Here is an 18,493-nt window from a genome sequence, read left to right as displayed (position 1 = left end):
TAGGGGCGGGGCATTTCATAGATGACATCTGCTGGAACCCGTAAAGAAGAAATAGTATGGCGGGAGGAATTAAAAAGTTCCTCCCGCCTTTTCACTTGATGTTTTGTTTAAAATTCAATGTGCACATAGGATATGCTTAGACCTTGAGGTATTTGTCTCACTCATTCCTGGCCTTAACAGGCATTACATAATCGATGGTTACCTTTTCGCCTCTGTTTAGCGGCTCGCTAAAACGTTCATGGGTATACACTTCGCACCAATAGAAATTTTCATAGTCAATCTCTCCTCCGGTTTTTTCAACAGCTTCGGTAATCAGTAAATATGCCGATGCAAGTATATCCGCAACATTATTTCCTTCAATCTGAACCTGTGCTGTCAAGCCCTGGGGGACATGCCGGGCAAACAGCCCTTCAGGTATTTCCGTGCCGGGCTGTACGAAATCGCCTATGATTATGTGGAAGTTCTGATTATCAACAAAATTGTGCATAAAGCCGATACCATCATTTTCATCAATGTCACCGCAGCATTTGACATTTGACAGCAGGTTGAGTTTTTCAATTACACCGCTTTGAAAAAAATCCCGCCACACACCGCCTGCCTCTGAAAAAGAGGTCTCACGGTGCATGCCCACCATTAAGCGTTCGTCCGCTTTTTTGTAAATAATCCTTTTCATTTCTGCCATTATACGTTTCCCTCCTATAAATCTCATTTCCGAGAAGTTGATAGGGAGATAGTCATTTAGTCTTGCAGCTTCAAGTTTTGCTTCTGACGGAGTAATTCCATGCTGTTCCTTAAAGGCCCGCGTAAACGCAGAATGGGACTGGAATCCGAATTTAACGGCTGCGTCTATAACAGAAATACCGTTGTTTTTAAGCTCATGTCCTGCTAAGGTGAGCCTGCGTTTTCTCACATAATCGTAAATGCTTATTCCCGATACAAAAATGAAAATGCGTTGAAACAAGGCTGACGGGCTCATGGTAATTTTGGATATTTCGCCATAATCAATTTCACTGCCGTCTGATATGATTTTTTCCAGATAAAGTATTACATCGTCAAAAGCCTTGCTGCTGTTCATAATTAACATCTCCTGTAATAAATATTATAAGATTGAAGCGCATATTGCTTTACATTGTGCGTACTGTTTCTGCACAGGCAGACCCAGGCAAGCCAATGGCCAATGTGAACCTTGGGCAGGTTCTGACTTGCGAAACCTTACTTAAGGCTGTCAATAACAGTAAATATTTTATCATCAAATCTGCTTCAAGTATAGAAAAGCTTGAGGCATACTTAAGCAGGAAAATCTTTGAAAGCCGTAATGGCCGGTGTTTCATGGGAGCTTGACACGCAGGCATTCCGGCATATAGAATTATTCGTACGGAGGTGGCCTGATGGAAATAAGGTTGTATAATAAAGCCGAAGATGAAGCTGAATTAATGGAAATGATAGAAAATGAGGAAGGCTGGACCTATTCGGAGGCTCATATGTCCGAAAGATACAGGAGGGCTCTGGAAAACTCCATTACCTACGTTGCATATGAGAACGGTGTCATGTGCGGGTATTCGCGTTCCTTGGAGGATTCCGGTTTTTATGTATATGTCTGTGATTTGCTGGTCAGGCCCGAATATAGAGGCAGGGACATAGGGAGGAAATTAATGGAGTGCATATATGCCGATTATCCGGAGCAGATCGTATATGTTATGTCTGATGTGGATGAGTACTATAAGAAACAGGGATACCAGCGGGCGGGCTCTGTCTTTGAAGTTCCGGACAGGAGTAAGGCGCAGGATGGATAGCATAAAGGGCAAAATATACAATACTTTTCTTATGGGGAATTTGATAATAAAGAGAATTATGGAAAAGCTATAGAATGGTTTTTCCGGGTTTATGAAAAAGAGATACAGAGGTTGTTGATTATGCCTTTTGATATAAACTGCGGAAATTCAGTATATTAAAGTTTTGGAGGCAGCTTTGCTGCTGAGTGCCTGACATAAAACCAGATTGGACAGGTTGTATGATTGAGTCAATTCCAATCCGGCTGTGTCACAGAAGGGAGAAAAGTATGAAAACTATTATACCAAACCTATTTATTGACAACTGCAAAGAGAATCTTGAATACTATAGAAAGATTTTCGGCGGTGAGATAAAAAACATAGTTCCGAGGTTCGATGAAGCAGAAAAGATAATGCATGCCGAACTGCGTATCAATGAAAATTGTGTATTGTATTTTGGTGATAAATTGGAAGAAGCACCACCCAATCCGAATATCCATATATTTTTGAAGCTTGCAACGGAAGATGAGATACAGAAAATATATGATGCCTTGAAGAATGATGGTGATGTGGAAATAGAACTGGGTGAATCCTTTTGGGGGACATTGCATGCAGTAGTAATTGACAAGAACGGAATAACTTGGGATTTGGATAAGTGATGAATTTTTTAAGAATTATGTATTGCTATAAGTATAGCTGACTATGCTGCGCATATCAGACTTGATAGATAAGCCAATAAAAGGAATGTTTGATTTGATGCATTTACAGAGCATTTATAAGTATATATTTCAAGATATTTACGATTGAGCGGGAAAAATTCGCACCGTTGATATTGCAAAAGAAAATATGTTTTGCAAAGTTCAATTTATTGCAGAACAGGCAGAAGATATATTTGCAAAATTGAAGAAAGATAATTATTTAAGAAATCTTGAAGCAGGAAAGTTTTCCAAGAAGCTGGCGTACTACTTTTCGGAAATAAATGCATTACATCCTTTTCGTAAAGGTAATGGACGCAGTCAGCGTGAATTCATAAGGGAATTGGTATAAGTGCTGTTGCAAATGCAGCAGATAGGTATAGAGAAATTCCTGCAGATGTTTCCGCATTAATCCATGAAAATTCAGACGGGAGAGTGAAGAAGTTTGGAATGGAATAGAGAGACCGGATTTTTTATTTTGTTCGTTTATATAGTAGTTCCAACGCTGGCAATTGGAGCGGTTGTTATCGGATTGATTTTATTATTAAGGAGATTGATGAAATCCGGAAAAAGTCGGAGGAGGTAAGAGACACTTGATTTTATCTGTTATCATGCTTATTATCTGCGCTGCCCCTGGAGGCGGCGCATTTCTTTTTATCCGATTTTCAAATCAAAAGACAAAGGAGGCTGCTGCTGTAGGAAGGCAGGCAGAAAGCTAATGAGTTTGTCAATTTCAAGGACATCAAGGGCAAGTATCTCTATACGGGAGACAATCTTGTCCTGGGTTGTCTGAAGATAAACCCTAAGCACGAGACTGGGGCTATATGGAAAGGGTGTGCATACTTTGTAACAATCTATATTTGACGGGGTTTTCCATATTATTCCATATAAAGCCATATAATTACAAAATGAATGAATAAATGCTAAAACAAAAATAAAAGTACTTGAAAATTATGCCGCATAAGGGTTACAGACATTTAAAAAAAAGATAAAAATATCCAAGCAACTGTTGCATTATACAACATTTTCTGCTACTCTATAAAAAGAAATAATTACCAAACAGATGTATCGTTATGGGTAATGGATTAAGCTTCTTAAAAGCACTTATCGTACAATAATCGTAGCGGTGCTCGTTAGCTGGCGTTAAGGATAATACAGTAAAGGCTTTGTAGTTTATTGTATGAAATAAATGAAAGGGCGAAGCTGTATCTTAAGAAGGAGAATTTTTTGAGATGAGCAATTGGTTTGTATTTCATGTGCAAACAGGAGAAGAACATAAAGCCTGTGAATTTTTAAATAAGTTGTTTGATAAAGAAGAGTCAGTGGCATTTGTTCCCCAAGTTGAGATAGTGATCAGGAATTCACAATCTATTCGCAAAGAGCTAAGGCCAATGTTTCCCGGTTATGTTTTCACAGATTCAATTTTAGAAGAAAGAATTTTTATAGACTTTGCATGTAAGTATGCAAGGTTTTCTAAGTGTATTTTCTATTTACTTGGAGATGGAAATAGAAAATATGTGAAGTTAAGTGAAGATGAGAAGAAATTTTTATTGGGCTTTTGTAATGACGAATATATTGTAGAAAATTCGAAGGGATTTATAGTAGGGGATAAGGTGGTGGTTACTTCTGGACCGTTGCAGGGCAGGGAGAGTGTAATAAAAAAGATTAACAGGCATAAAAGGCGTGCCGAAATCGGACTTATATGGTTTGGCGAATTAAGGCGAGTTAGTGTTGCCTTGGAGATTGTATCCAAGAGTAAGTAGGAACTAACAGGTATTTAAAAGTCAGGCATAACAATGAATTAAAGAATTCTGCTTAAATTTTCTTTGTGACGGGGGCATAAGAAACAAGTGGTAAAATCGCTCTTGCACACAATTTAAACAGGTAGGATAACAATACCCAATCTAATAAGAATATTGAAAAGGAGAGTTAGAACCAAAATGAGAAAAGGAATAGTCTTTATTTTTTGTCTGATTACCGCAAGCATTCTATTAACTGGTTGCGGAACCGTAAAACAGGAGAGCATTCTTGATAAGGTGCTTGAAAGAGGGGTTGTTAATATCGGTTCCGGCAACAATACCCCGCCGATGAACTATATAGATGAGAGCGGGAACTGGACCGGGTTCGACCTGGAGCTTTCGGACGCGATTGCCGAACGCCTGGGCGTGAAACTCAAAAGAGTTGTCGTAAATAACAAGACAAGGATCTCAGACCTGGCTAACGGCACTGTTGATATGGTTGCTTCTAATCTGAGTCATACCAGAAGTCGTGATGAACAGATCGATTATGTGGAACCAGCTTATTTATGGACCGGCAAGATCGCCTATGCGAAAAAGGGAAAGTTCAAAAATCTCACTGATTTAGCCGGTAAAAAGATTGCCGTAGATCAAGGTTCAAATGCCTATATCGCTATCCAGCAGGAGATCGAAAAGGTGAATGGCGCAAAACCGGATATTCAGACCTTCCAGTCCAGTGCCGAATGCTTTCTGGCACTCAAACAGGGTAAGGTCGATGCTTTTACCCAGGACAGTGTTATTATTGCAGGTGTAGCCGGCAAAGAAGGTGTTGAATATGAGCCAATCGGAGGCGTCTACAGTCCTGGATTGTACAGCATCGGTGTCCCTCCGAATGACAGTAAATGGAGAGACAAAATCAGTTTTATCCTGCAGGATTTGATGCGTGACGGTACTTATGATAAGATTTACGATAAATGGTTCGGACCGGATGGCAAGTTCCCTTTACAGCCTTCTGCCAAACCTGTTTTACCGAAAGAAGCATTTGGTGAAAATCAGCTTTATGTCTGGCCTGATTAATCCGGACTTATTCAAGATATCCATCCGCATCCTTGACGCGTGAAATTGAAGGACGCACATCCGCAAGTTTTTAAGCGGATGTGCTTTACATGTTTTCAGATAAAATCATTCTTCATAAATAGTAAAACAAAATATATAGTATGGACAGGTTTGAGGTATTACTGGGATGAAAAACTCTGCTGCTAAATACGGAATGATCATAGACCTCGATAAATGTATAGGCTGTTATGCATGTCAGGTGAGCTGCCGGAAGGAACACAATCTTCCGCGTGGGGCAGACCGAATGAAAGTGCATATACAGGATGCCGGCACTTATCCGGCTTTAACGCGACTCTTCCTTCCGGTCTTATGCAGCCATTGCGAAAAACCAACCTGTGAGGAGTATTGCGGCAGCAATGCGCTTTATTCTACGGAACAGGGGATTATCAGATATGATGCCGAAGCGTGTAATCATTGCCTTGCCTGCCTGGAAGTATGCGCTGGATCCATCGGATATAAGAATGAAGCCGGTTTATTATGTAAGTGTGATTTTTGTTTCGAAAGATTGCAACAGGGGTTACAACCCGCATGTGTTCTTGGCTGCATGGCGAAGGCATTGCACTTCGGGGAACTGAATCATGGAGAAAGCGGGATAATACAGGTCCTGCAAGCTTATCAAAATTCTTTGTATGTACAGAAAACACTTGCTTCGAGTTTACCAAAAGTTTTTTTTCTGCAAAGAGGCGGCAACCGATATGCGTCGTTAACCAAGGCGGATCTTTCTTTATACGATTTTCAATTCACTGATTCAGCCGGCTTGCATTTAAAGCAGGGCAAGCAGATTTTCACGCAAAAATGTATTAATACAGTTGATCTTATGTGTCCCGCGGAGTGCAATATAAGCGTATTTGTCGAAGGGGGAGTGGCCCGGAAAATATACGGCAATCCACAATCGCTCAATAACCAGGGAACAATCTGCGCAAAGGGAGCGGCCGGACTCGAACTCGTTTATTCCCCGTTACGTATAAAAACGCCGCTTGTAAGAATAGGGGAACGGGGAAACGAAAAATGGCAGGAGGTTTCCTGGGAATCGGCATTAAAGCAAATTGCCGCGAAGCTTCTCGCCATAAAAACGAAATATGGCGCAGAAGCTGTCATCCTTGATTGTGGAGATCTGACGGATGTCGAACCCTACATGATGTTGTTCCATGCCTTCGGTACTCCGCATACATATACTCATAGTGCCATTTGCGACACGAACCGCCGATGGGGCTCCAAGTTACTTATGGGAGATGAAAGACCTTTACCGGACATTCAGCGCCCGCTTCTGATCAATAACCATGACAATACATTATATTTTAAAACAGAGCATGACATAAAGCTTCTAATTAATGTAGGAGCCAATCCACTTGTAGCTACACGTTTCAATTACATGTCCCGTGGTATTCCGGCAGCACAGTTGACCAATCAAATGTATTATGTGGTCATAGATCCCGCCTTTACCAATTCGGCAGCAAAAGCCAATCTCTGGCTACCCATCGTGCCGGGCACAGATGCGGAATTATTAGCCTGTCTGCTCTGTTATATCCTCACTCATGATGAGCCGGGGAACAAACAGGCATCTTTTATCGATCATCATTTTATAGAAAACTATACAGAAGGCTGGGAAAATTTTAAGCAGGACTTTCTCACTCAGGCCGGACAGCGGGATGAAACAAACGGACTCTTGTATTTCTCGCCGGAGTGGGGATCGGATAAAACAGGGATAGCTCCGGATGAAATCAAACGCCTCGCGCATTTAATGGGAATTACCAAACCGGCAGCTATAGAAATCGGTATGCATGGGGGCGCTCATCATCTGGCAGGCGACCTCACCTCCACCCTGGCGAACGTGTTATGCGCGATTACCGGAAACATAGATGTACCCGGCGGGCTGGTTTTTACCGGGTCGGTTAAGCCTGCGCTCGACCTGATAAGCCGGAAAATAAATGGTGATCGCAAGATAACTCGAGCCGTAGCCGGGGAGGTTCGACAGGGTACTTATCAGCAGTTGCATAAGGATTTATATGGTGATTATCCCTTTGCCTGGAAAGGCGTATTAAGTACTATTCCTCGCAATATTCTTGACGGCGTTGCCTTGAAAAGAGGGCCGTTCAACGGTCACACTTACCCAATAAAAGCGTTTATCAACCGTACAGGCAATCCTGTGTATACCGGGGGAAACACCGAGGAGTGGATAAAGGCTTTGACGACTGCCCAAGATGGGGAGTACCTGCTGGATATCATTGTTCACATCGATACCCATATCAACGAGACAGGTAAATATGCCGACTTTATTTTGCCTGAGTGCAGTTATCTTGAGAAGATGGGATTAAGTGATCAATATACCATCAATCCGGAAATCGCATTGCGAGAGCGTGTAATTGCACCGCAGCATGAGTCCAAGACACCGTTTTGGATTATGCAGAAGCTGGCCGGAGCACTGGCCGCGGCCGGAGATAAAGATATAAATGAAAGCAGTTTTACCTGTTACCGGACGGAAGAGGATTTACTAAACGCACAGCTTCGCGGATGTCCCGGGTTAAGGAATATCGGACGACCGCTCCCTTACCCCCAATATCCGGAAGGCGCCTTAATCGAAGGAACACCAGACAACCCGAATGTTTATTTTAACGGAGAACTTATACGGCAGGGTGAAGCACTGACAGTGGAGTGGCTAAGGAAAAGCGGCGGCCTGGCGGCCTGGCCTGCCAGCTATTACAGATACCGCCGCAACAAAGAGGTAAAACCCTCCGGATATTTGCCTTTGACCGATTCGGGAAAATTTGAATTCGATTTTCATTACATGGCCGGACTAAAGAAAGAAATGGATTGCTGCTATCCGACAGCCTTTTTATGGAAAGAAAACAACAGTCAATTTGCAGAGAGTCTGCAACAAGAATATCCGTTCCATCTTATCACCGGAAGAACACATCAGACCGGCACCATGTCGCAGGTTTGCATCTCTCTCTCCGACCTCGAAACAGAAGCAAATAAAAAGCTGAATGATGCATTTGCTTTTCCCTCGCATACACAAAACACAGATAAGGACGAATTTGAAGTGAATACAATCGCCATCCCGGTTTTTTTAATCAATGAAATGGATGGAAAAAAGCTGGGAATTTATACGGGTGAGATGATTCGCCTTGAAAATGCAAATGGCAAATACCTTAAGGGAAAAGCATTTCTTTCTTCAGGGATAAAATCCGGAGTCATAAAAACAACCTTTGGTTCAGGTGGGAGGAAAGCAACCGGGATCGGTCTTTTTTCGAGGGCAGTCTCATTTACACCCAATATCAATATGCTGTATGACTCAAATTCCATCAACCAGGTCACCGGCATGCCGGCCTTTGGAGATATAATGGTTAAAATTGAGAAAGAGGCGAAGAGAGGAAGAATGAATGATGGATAAAAATAACCCGATTATAAAAATTATGAATGTCAGCAAATGGTACAACGATGTCCAGGTTTTGAAGGATATCAATCTGGAAATACATAACGGAGAAGTATTGGTTATCCTGGGTCCAAGTGGTTCGGGCAAAAGCACCTTGTTAAAGACAATCAACGGGCTGGAGAGCGTTCAGGCCGGCGAGGTGTCCATTAATAATGAAATTTATAACTGCAGAAATTGTAAAGCGCTCAGCAGAAAAAAGCGGGCAGAGGTGGGCATGGTCTTTCAGCAATTCAATCTTTACCCGCATATGACTGCCCTTGAAAATGTGACGCTTGCCTTAAGGAAGGTGAAAAAAAAGACCAGGGAGGAAGCCTTGGAGATAGCCATTCCAATCTTGCACAAAGTCGGTCTCGATCATAAAAGTCATTCTTATCCGGCCCAGTTGTCGGGAGGCGAACAGCAGCGTGTAGCTATCGCCCGCAGCCTGGCTATGCAGCCGAAAGTAATGCTGTTTGACGAACCGACCTCCGCGCTGGACCCGGAATTAATTAATGAAGTACTTGATACTATTGTCCGGCTCTCTGTGGATGGGATGACTATGGTTATCGTTACGCATGAATTGGGATTCGCCCGCCGCGTAGCCAGCCGCGTCGCTTTCCTCGATAAGGGTGAGATTATTGAAATTGATAAACCGCATGATATTATCATCCGTCCTAAAAAGGAACGCACTAAAATGTTTATGAAGAAAATCTTCAGCCAAAAATCGAGCTTACACTCTGTCAAAAAGTCTAACACTATCAATATAGGTATAGTAGATAACGCTCCGCCTATGTGTTTCAGCGAGAATGGGCAAAAGATGATCGGCTTCGATGTCGACCTGGCTTACAGTATCGCGAAACGTTTGAATGTCTCCCTAAATCTTCAGCCGGTAAAAAACAAGGAACGGATTGAGTATATCCTTAGTAATAAAATCGATGCCTGTATAGCCAAATTGAACCATACCAAATCTCGCGATAATCTGATTGACTTCAGCGTCTCTTATCTTCAGGACTGTAAAAAAATCCTCATGCATAAAGAGAATATAGGACCAATAAGCGAACTGGCAGGCAAAGATATTGCTTACACCATCGACACAAGTACGGCAATCGAAATAGAAAATTGCTTTGCAGAACATAATTGGGCCAAACCGAATTTTATTGCGTATTCGTCAGATGCGCAGGCGTATAATGCGATGAAGCAAAGACTTGTTGCCGGATATGCAAGTGATGAGATTATTATAAATCATTTTATAAATAACGAAGCAGAGAAGGCCAATTTTCAATATCATCCGGAAGTCTGTTGTTACTCGTATTTTTGTGTCGGTGTTTCGGAAAATGATTCCGAGTGGTTAAATGAAATAAACAATATCCTGCTTGATATCTACGATTCCGGAGAATATGAAAACATTTTTTACAAATGGTTTAAGGTACAGAACAAGAAATTTTTGAAACCATTCGAAAGATGGTCGAATTGATTATGGGGTCAATTATCAATTACGAATTTGATTGGCAGAAAATTTTAAGCGGGCAATATCTGGAATGGATATTGCAGGGATTTCAGATTTCATTAAGTCTGATGCTCCTCTCCTCTTTGATTGCCGTTGTACTCGGCGTCTTGCTTACCTTTGGACAGTTATCAAAACATAGGGTGATCCGCTTTATTTCTTCACTTTATATAGAGTTGTGCCGGAACATTCCGACTCTGATATGGTTGTTGTTCTTTTACTATGTGTTTCCGGAACTTTTTTCCGAACCCGTAAAAACAATGCTCAACACAAATCCGTCTCTGAATTACTGGGCTTCGATTGCCGGTTTATCTATCAGCAGCAGTGGTTATATTGGTGAAATCATACGGGGAGGAATATCAGGCGTCTCCAGAGAACAGGTCTCTGCTGCGCATACCCTGGGCCATTCACAATGGGAGATATGGAAATATATTATTTGGCCGCAGGCTATACGCATCTGCTTCCCGCCTCTTGTTTCCCGGATTATCCATAATATGAAAAACAGCTCTTTGGCATTGGCTTTATCGGTACACGAAATTGTCTGGGCTACGCAGCAGATTGAATCTATCACATTCCGCGGAATAGAAGCGACAATCATAGCAACGCTCTTCTTTTTAAGTATCAATTATGTCTTTAGCCGTTTAGCATTGTTAGTAGAAAAAAGTTTTTTAACCGATAAAAAATTAATAAATAAAACAGAGAAGGTAAAAGATGTTGCCTGATATTCCCAGTCTTATAAAAATGTTTTTGATAGGTCCTTTTCCGAAGGGCCCTTTAGGTGGTCTTGCCATAAATATTTTCCTTGCTGTCATCACTATGGCCTCAGGGTTTATTTTGGGTCTTTTTTTAGCCTTAGGCCGGATATCTAAAAATATTGTCATCAGCCGGATTGTCACCTGTGTGATTGAAATCACCCGCGCCTTGCCTTTGTTACTGATAGTCTTCTGGTTTTATTTCTTTATCCCTCTTCTTGCAGGCAGACCGTTACCAATCCTTTTGAGTGCTTATCTTTCGCTCACTTTTTATTCTGCTGCAAATCAAGCTGAAATTTTCCGGGGCGGACTTATGAACATCTCTAAAGGACAATGGCAGGTTGCTTCCTCCACAGGCTTATCATATTATCAATGCATGATATATATTATCCTGCCCCAGGTGCTGAGGATGATGCTGCCATCCTTTGTCGGTTTTTTAATATCTCTTTTTAAAGACACTTCGGTTATATATATCATAGGTATTATAGATCTGACTCAGATAGGCATAATGCTCAGTCAGCGGGAGCCGGATAAACTTATATTTTCATATATCCTGGTGGCTATCCTGTATTTCATTTTCTGTTTTATCCTTTCATTTTTTGCCAAGAGATGGGAAGCAAAGCAGTTAAAATGGTTTAAATGATAATGGGAGAATAAAAAAACGTTTTTGAACTGTGCAAGTATGCGTACAGATATTTTTACTCGTCAGAGCTGAGGTATCCATGAAACTGTTGCAATATACAATATTTTCAGGTAACATATAAATAGTTTATTGAGATAGGGGGCATAGAAATGTTTAAAATTTTATTAGTTTCAACTTTTGAAGGTGGTTTTCAACCTTTAACAGTCGCTACTGCTCTTACTGCTCTGGAAAGAGCTAAGTTTGATGTAAGTGTGATAGACACTTATATTGATGGTATGATTGAAACCCTTTTTTTAGAGCCAGATTTGATAGCAATATCTGTTCCTTTATTTGATGCGCTTAGACTTGGAGTTGATGTCGCAAAAAAAGTGCGAAAGATAAATTCAAAGGCTCATATTACCTTTTTCGGGCAATATGCTACACTAAACGCGACTAGACTTGTTGATAAATATGGAGATACCTGTATTGTTGGTGAATGGGAAAGAACATTAACTGAATTGGCATACCATTTATCAGGGAGTAAAAAATCGGACTTAAAGGGTATCGTTAATTCTACTTCAATTTCAAATGGAAACTCAATTGAGCCTTTAATGTGTAATGATCACTTTGACGTGCCATCTCGACATCTACTTCCACCGCTGAGTAAATATCCTCAGGCTCAGATAAATAAGTTACTCGGTAAGGAACAGGTAGTAGGTGGAACTGAGATTGCGCGGGGCTGTCACCATAAGTGTCAATATTGTTCTGTTTATGGGGCGTATAATGGAAAAGTTCTTGTAATTCCAGAAGCAGTTGTTATAGAAGACGTTCGTAACATGGTTGTATCGGGAATGACTCATCTGACTTTTATGGACGCAGACTTTTTCAATACGAAATATCACGGAATTAATATTATTAGAAAGTTGCATTCTGAATTTCCACAATTAACATACGACTTTACAGCAAGAGTAGACCATATTCTTGAAAATAAAGAAACTGTTATGGAAATGGCTCAACTTGGTGTAAAGTTTATTGTTTCATCTCTCGAATTTCATTCCCAGGAAGTATTAGATGCTGTTTCGAAGGAATTAACCGTAGAAGCCATTCAAGAGGTGGTAGAATTTTTACACAAGGTTGGAATCAAATTAAGCCCGACTTTTATTATGTTTAACCCATGGACCAGCCTGGAGGATTTAGTTGAATTTAGTAAGTTTGTTGAAGATAATAATTTGGATGACATTATCGACCCTATTCAATATGAAACCAGACTTCATTTATATAAAGGATCTCCATTATTATCTACCCCTTCGATTAAAGCTCTGGAATTAGTAGAAAATGAATTTAATTATGAATGGAAGCATCCGGATTTCCGGGTTGATGAAGTGTTTTCGCAACTCGCTACTCCACCTGAAGAAGGTGTATTTAAAAGATGCTGCTTAAAGTGTTAATTATTAGTAATGAAAAATTCATTACTGAATGATATTGTTAAGCAGTGGATTTTGTTACACGGACTTTCAATACGTTGTCGCGGGGCAACAGTGATTAAAATTAATAGAGTTTCTATAAAATAGAAAATAAGATTGAGGGGGTTATTTATGGGAGTCACAAATGCTTCTGTACTGAGAAATACTGTGCTAAGAGTAATTGCAAAGTATGGGTCTGAACTTAATCCGGCTAAATTAGAGGAAGATAGCTCAGATTGTACCAAATTATCAGAGGGTCTAAAAGAGGAGGGTGATAAAGGGAACTGTTGCAGCAAATCTTCTTCATCTGATTCTGGATGTTGCTGTCAGTAAGCAGTAAAATTAATTTCTTAGATATGTTTGTGAAAACTCAGTATCATTGCATGATATAGGAGGTTTATTTTTCTACCGTAAATATTTCCTATATTTTTAATGCAATGTTACTGAGTTAAATATAAAAGTTATCCTTTTAATTCCATAAAAATCTTTGAATATAATTCATCAATAATTTTTTCAGAGACATCAAAATTTCCGCCTTTTAATCCATATTCGGTTAATATGTAAGTTTTAGGATGGATATTAATTTTTTCAATAACTCTTGTTGCGCAAGAAAGCTCACATCCGTCTATGCAAATGATCTCATCTGCAGTCTTAGCAGTTTCAATAAGATCTGGAATATCAGCTGCAATTCCAGCCAAGCAACTACAACCGGATAATGCCATACCCTCTTCTCGTAACTTTCGACCTAATAAATCGCTTGTTTTCCCTAAGTCACAACACCCGGAACAAGTATAGACAATTCTTTTCTTTCCCTCTGTTTTCAAACTGCAGCAGCCCATAACCATCCCTCCATATACGTTAGAATTATTTTGATATTTTGAATCCACCATCTACAAATATTGTTTCTCCATTGATATAATTTGACAAATCCGAGAACAAGAACAAGACTACGTTTGCAATATCTTTTGGGTTTGCAATTTTACCAACAGGAATAATGCTTTCAGAAAACTCTTTTTCTTGTGGATTGTCGAAAGATTCTTTGGTCATTCCTGTATATGTAAAACCAGGAGCGACAGAATTTACTTGGATATTGTAGTCCTTTAAATCCAAAGCCATTGCGGAGGTTAAAGCGACCACTCCACCTTTTGATGCACTATAATCAGCCATCTCTGATCTGAATATTCTGGATCTGATACAACTGATATTAACGATTTTTCCATTTTTGTTTTTTATCATTTTCCTTGCTATATACTTAGATAATAAAAATGTGCCTGTTAAATTGGTAGATATTACCTTGTCCCACTCTTCAAAGCTTATTTCAAAGAACGGTTTTGAGCTTGAATATATTCCTGCGCAATTAGCCAGGCCATCAATCTTTTCGAAGGTGTTTTCAATCTCATCAACGATAGTCAATATGTTCTGTTCATTTCTTATATCTATACAATAGTGTTGATATCTCTCATTATTTATAGAACTTTCGGTTGAATCTAAACCAATAACATTGGCATAATTCTCCAATAGCAACTCTGCAGTGCTTTTTCCAATGCCTGAGCTGCTGCCGGAAACAACAATAACTTTATTATCAAGGTTCATTAATCTACTCTCCTCTCATGGGTACGTTCATACCAGTAAATTTTCCTTATATACAACCCTCGTTTCGATTAATTGCATCAAGGAGTATTTGAAACTATGTCCGCTGTCAGTCAGTGAAATATTTACATATCTTCTGCATGGCATTGAGCCATTGTATCATTTGTATATTTCATTGGCGTTTACCTTCTGAAATAATTGTATCATGTAATATTTAGAAATAACAACTATTAATATTGCAAACTTATATATTTGCAAATTATATTGACTATGCAACTATTGTATATTAAAATAGTTTAGAAAGGGAGAGGCTATAATTGTAAATTAAGCTATATATATGGAAGAACGGGATTATAGTAAAGTGCTATATGATTCATATCTTTTGTATTGACAGAATGAATTGTTTCCATGAAACTGTACGTTAGCATGTACATTGAAAGAGTAAGTATGGTCAAGTCATTATATGAGTTACACTAATAAATTCTATGGAGGGGTCATAGTGTTATGTAGCGAAAAGTATGTACTGGTAATAAAATTAATGGATGGTACAGAATTTGACTTAGTAAAGGATTCAGGTTACAAAGTAATAGCAATAAGTCCGGAATTTACTACAAGTGAGGTCATGAGGGTTGATATACCAATTAAAATTGATTTAAACGATGAAGATTGTGTAATATCAAAAATTCATGAACTTTCTAATAAATATAATATAGTGGCAGTGTTTACCTTGAACGAATACAGGGTTCAATTGGGTGCTCGAATTCGGGAAGAATTAGGAATACCTTTTGGTATTTCTTATGAGGCTGCCTCTAACTGCAGAAATAAAAAAAGAACAAGAGAGATACTATCCTGCAAAGGAGTTAATACTGTTAAATATTCGATAATACACTCATCTGATGAAGTAGAAGAAACTTTGCTCAAGATACCTTTACCGGTAGTTGTAAAGCCATCTAATGATGCCGGCAGTAATATGGTTTATTGCTGTCAAACCAAAAAAGAAGTAATAGATGCCATAGAGACAATAAAAAACTGTGAAAATAATTCTGTTGGACAAAAGTTAGACAAAGATATTATCCTGGAAGAGTTTTTGACTGGACCAGAGTTTAGTGTGGAGGCATATACATTTGGTGGTAAAACGGAAGTGTTAGCAATAACTGCAAAGAAGGTTGTGTCTCCTTTTTTTCCCATAGAAGAGGGGCATACTGTACCTTCCAGGATAAAAAATGAGGAAAGTCAAATGATAACTTCTTTAGTAGAAAAGGCAATGCTTGCGTTGGGTATTGATTATACTGTAACTCACACTGAAGTCAAACTTACACCTGGTGGACCTAAAATTATAGAAGTAAATGCCAGACCAGGAGGGGATAAAATTCCCGTGCTTGTAAATATGACTAAGGGATATAATCTTCATAAAATAGCGTTAGATATATCCTTAGGAAAAAATATTGAAGATGCTTGCAGTGAAGTTGAGACTTCCGGCTCTGCTTCAATCAGATTTTTTATTGCTGACAGTGATGGGGTTGTAAAACTAGGAAATACCATAGAAGTATTGCAAAGTAACCCTGATGTTGTATATTTTAACATGAATGTAGAGGAAGAAGATAGGGTTTCTAAAACGACAAGTAACTATAACAGACTTGGATATTTTATCGTAAAGGGTAACAACGAAAAATACTCGGAGGATATTGCAGAAGATATATTAAATAAAATTAATATAACAGTTATCCAAGATTAGTTCATTGTGTTTCTGTCTTTTATACTCCAAAATTGGTTAAGGTATCATCTTAAGAGGCATACGGTATTTATAGCTAAATTTAATAACATTTAAGGGGGATATAGAAATGTCTTGTTGTTCAAAAAATTCAAATTCTAAAGTTGCTGATTTTTTTTCTGAAATCCAATGTAGTACTGTTGTTAGTGAGAGGGAGAAGTGTCTGATCGGATTGGCTATTTCTTTTGCCACTAATAATAGTGAAGCAGTCAAGAAAAGTATTATTCAGGCTAAGCTGAATGAAATTTCAAATGATGAAATTGAGTTTATATGTACATTTACAGCTGCGAGCATTGGTGTAAACATTGAAAGTCTTATTGAAAATAATTCAAAAAGTAACAAGCAAGGGGCTTGTTGTACATAATGGGAGTTGCTGCAATCGCTAAAATGACTGATGAATTAATCGAATGCTAATATCCAGGTGCTTATATCTGATTTGAGGAGGCTATTTATGCAAATAAGGCTAATGAAAGAAATTTCATTACTCCCTAAAAACTTAAAGCTATTTATGCTTGCAATTTTAATGACAAATATAGGTAATGGAATGCACACAATCGCTGTCAGCAAGCTTCTTTATGATAAAACACATAGTGCAATGTCTTTTGGCGGAGTAATATTAATTGAATATGTTGTTTCATTTTTTATTCAATTTGTATCAGGGTCTCTTGTAGATCGTAATAATCCAAAACGCATATCAATAATATGCGATGTTGTGAGAGGAATACAAGTTTTAAGCATAGGTATATTGCTGGGATTTACAGGAACCAGTGTATACTACCTCTTTATTACACTTCTTATTGTTAATATGGTTACACCCTTTTACCGCTCGGCTATCTTTTCATTAATACCTGCTTTGAGTAAAGAATCATCTTCTCTGCTAAGCGTAAACAGCATGATTTATACACTGTTTCAAGCGGGTCAATTGCTTGGTGTGGCTTTGGTCGCTCCTATTGTCTTCCTATTGAATCCATCTATCGCTTTAATAATAGATGGAACAACTTTCTTGTTATCTGCTGCCTTAGTTGCTTTTATAAAAATAACTAAACTGGAAATTAAAACAGATAATACTAAAAACATAAAAAGTTTGATAAGTGACTGGAAGGAAGTTCTTAACGTGATGAAAACGGAAAAGAGCTTTACGGGGCACGTATTGGTGAGTTCAGCAGACTATGTTTGTGTTAGCCTGGTAAATCTCATGCTTGTCCCTATGGTAACCATTTGGTATAGTAATAACAGCTATCTGATTTCAGTATTTGATGGTGGCTTTGCTATAGGTGCCATGCTTTCAGTCTTGTTTACAGTCGCACTATCTAAAAGAATTGGCTCTCTTAACTGTAGCTGGGTAGGGCTGATTTGTCAGGGTATTTTATTTATTTTGATTATGGTAAATAGATTCCCACTGATTACTTTTATACTTATGGTAGGTATAGGTGCTTTTAATGCTTTTTCTATATCTATATTTCAAACGTCACTGCAAGAACGCTGTAATGGGCCGATAAAAGGCAGAGTGTCAGCACTTAGACAATTTATAGTTTCATGTTTTTCGGTAGTACTGATCCCTATCATATCTTATTTCCATGACATATCACTTGCACTTGGTATGACAATCTCAGGTGTTATAGTTATAGTTTTTGGAGTAGCTTCATTTTTATTAGGAAGATCATATATGTTCGGAGAAAACTATTTATCAAAGCCGATTTTTTCCAATAACAATATAACATCCTAGCTTTTTTCATATGATAATTTGCATAAACATTAGATTTACATAGAAAATAGATGGATACTTTAGTTGGTGAAGATAAAACCTGCTTTAACACAGCAGGTTTCTTTTTTAATCAAATTGATTTAAAGTAAACTCTCTGAAGAATAATTGTTTTAAGCTCACTTACAATCTTGTACTGTGGTTTCATACTCTTTTGTAAATTATATTTCATATGAAATTGTTGACAAATGCAATTATTGTAATTAAAATATAAACATATTAATTGCATGTTAAATGATTATGGATTCTTATATGAATCAAGATTATGTTCAAGGTCCGAATTAATTATTTATACAAGTTT

General features: G+C 38.6%; 16 protein-coding genes and 1 pseudogene. 14 read left to right on the top strand and 3 right to left on the bottom strand.

Translation table 11 applies throughout. The features are described 5' to 3' along the window. Positions 1–157 precede the first annotated feature (157 nt). The gene (locus tag CLHUN_RS10855) at positions 158–1,075 is read right to left on the bottom strand and encodes an AraC family transcriptional regulator (RefSeq protein WP_080064616.1); all 918 of its coding nucleotides are present in this window, start codon (positions 1,073–1,075) and stop codon (positions 158–160) included. A 313-nt stretch (positions 1,076–1,388) separates the two neighbouring features. On the opposite strand from CLHUN_RS10855, the gene CLHUN_RS10845 reads away from it, so the two are divergent. The 11 genes and pseudogenes from CLHUN_RS10845 (at position 1,389) to arsL (ending at position 13,054) form a co-directional block, all read left to right on the top strand. Beyond that, the gene (locus CLHUN_RS10845) at positions 1,389–1,793 is read left to right on the top strand and encodes a GNAT family N-acetyltransferase (RefSeq protein WP_080064614.1); all 405 of its coding nucleotides are present in this window, start codon (positions 1,389–1,391) and stop codon (positions 1,791–1,793) included. Positions 1,794–2,059: 266 nt separating this feature from the next. Further along, a complete protein-coding gene (locus CLHUN_RS10840) occupies positions 2,060–2,428 on the top strand; it encodes a VOC family protein (protein WP_080064613.1) in 369 nt (122 codons plus the stop codon). A 157-nt stretch (positions 2,429–2,585) separates the two neighbouring features. After that, entirely contained in the window at positions 2,586–2,816 is a 231-nt protein-coding gene (locus tag CLHUN_RS22895; protein ID WP_422785056.1) for a Fic family protein, read from the top strand. 880 nt (positions 2,817–3,696) lie between these two features. Next, a complete protein-coding gene (loaP, locus tag CLHUN_RS10830) occupies positions 3,697–4,227 on the top strand; it encodes an antiterminator LoaP (protein ID WP_080064611.1) in 531 nt (176 codons plus the stop codon). A 177-nt stretch (positions 4,228–4,404) separates the two neighbouring features. After that, positions 4,405–5,277, top strand: coding sequence for an ABC transporter substrate-binding protein (locus CLHUN_RS10825; RefSeq protein WP_080064610.1), 873 nt, complete (start codon positions 4,405–4,407; stop codon positions 5,275–5,277). Positions 5,278–5,560: 283 nt separating this feature from the next. Then, positions 5,561–8,707 carry a molybdopterin-dependent oxidoreductase gene (locus tag CLHUN_RS10820; RefSeq protein ID WP_165755727.1) on the top strand — a complete coding sequence of 1,049 codons (3,147 nt, stop codon included), beginning with the start codon at positions 5,561–5,563 and terminating at the stop codon, positions 8,705–8,707. Positions 8,708–8,717: 10 nt separating this feature from the next. After that, positions 8,718–9,443, top strand: a pseudogene (locus tag CLHUN_RS22535) (amino acid ABC transporter ATP-binding protein); the annotation flags it as partial. Further along, entirely contained in the window at positions 9,423–10,202 is a 780-nt protein-coding gene (locus tag CLHUN_RS22530) for a transporter substrate-binding domain-containing protein (RefSeq protein WP_340148333.1), read from the top strand. The pseudogene CLHUN_RS22535 and the gene CLHUN_RS22530, both read left to right, overlap by 21 nt. 2 nt (positions 10,203–10,204) lie before the next feature. Further along, positions 10,205–10,954: an amino acid ABC transporter permease gene (locus tag CLHUN_RS10810; protein WP_165755726.1), complete on the top strand. Its 750-nt coding sequence runs from the start codon at positions 10,205–10,207 to the stop codon at positions 10,952–10,954. Further along, on the top strand, positions 10,944–11,627 hold the full coding sequence (locus tag CLHUN_RS10805; RefSeq protein WP_080064606.1) for an amino acid ABC transporter permease: 684 nt from the start codon (positions 10,944–10,946) through the stop codon (positions 11,625–11,627). Before CLHUN_RS10810 ends, CLHUN_RS10805 begins: the two co-directional genes overlap by 11 nt. A 149-nt stretch (positions 11,628–11,776) precedes the next feature. Further along, the gene (arsL, locus tag CLHUN_RS10800) at positions 11,777–13,054 is read left to right on the top strand and encodes an arsinothricin biosynthesis radical SAM protein ArsL (RefSeq protein ID WP_080064605.1); all 1,278 of its coding nucleotides are present in this window, start codon (positions 11,777–11,779) and stop codon (positions 13,052–13,054) included. Positions 13,055–13,530: 476 nt separating this feature from the next. Here the strand turns inward: arsL and CLHUN_RS10790 are convergent, their stop codons facing one another. Both CLHUN_RS10790 and CLHUN_RS10785 read right to left on the bottom strand, forming a co-directional pair. Further along, on the bottom strand, positions 13,531–13,959 hold the full coding sequence (locus CLHUN_RS10790; protein WP_080064603.1) for a putative zinc-binding protein: 429 nt from the start codon (positions 13,957–13,959) through the stop codon (positions 13,531–13,533). Then, a complete protein-coding gene (locus tag CLHUN_RS10785; protein WP_080064602.1) occupies positions 13,934–14,662 on the bottom strand; it encodes an SDR family NAD(P)-dependent oxidoreductase in 729 nt (242 codons plus the stop codon). Before CLHUN_RS10785 ends, CLHUN_RS10790 begins: the two co-directional genes overlap by 26 nt. A 496-nt stretch (positions 14,663–15,158) precedes the next feature. On the opposite strand from CLHUN_RS10785, the gene CLHUN_RS10780 reads away from it, so the two are divergent. From CLHUN_RS10780 to CLHUN_RS10770, 3 genes are all read left to right on the top strand, one after another. Further along, positions 15,159–16,394 (top strand): ATP-grasp domain-containing protein, encoded by a 1,236-nt coding sequence (locus CLHUN_RS10780; protein ID WP_165755725.1) that lies wholly within the window; start codon positions 15,159–15,161, stop codon positions 16,392–16,394. Between the two features lie 106 nt (positions 16,395–16,500). Next, the gene (locus CLHUN_RS10775; RefSeq protein ID WP_080064600.1) at positions 16,501–16,794 is read left to right on the top strand and encodes a carboxymuconolactone decarboxylase family protein; all 294 of its coding nucleotides are present in this window, start codon (positions 16,501–16,503) and stop codon (positions 16,792–16,794) included. Between the two features lie 87 nt (positions 16,795–16,881). Next, on the top strand, positions 16,882–18,156 hold the full coding sequence (locus tag CLHUN_RS10770; protein ID WP_080064599.1) for an MFS transporter: 1,275 nt from the start codon (positions 16,882–16,884) through the stop codon (positions 18,154–18,156). Positions 18,157–18,493 lie beyond the last annotated feature (337 nt).

The sequence above is a fragment of the Ruminiclostridium hungatei genome (genome assembly GCF_002051585.1).
In the GTDB taxonomy this organism is placed as follows: Bacteria; Bacillota; Clostridia; order Acetivibrionales; family DSM-1351; genus Ruminiclostridium; species Ruminiclostridium hungatei.
This window is presented reverse-complemented; position numbering and strand designations above follow the sequence as displayed.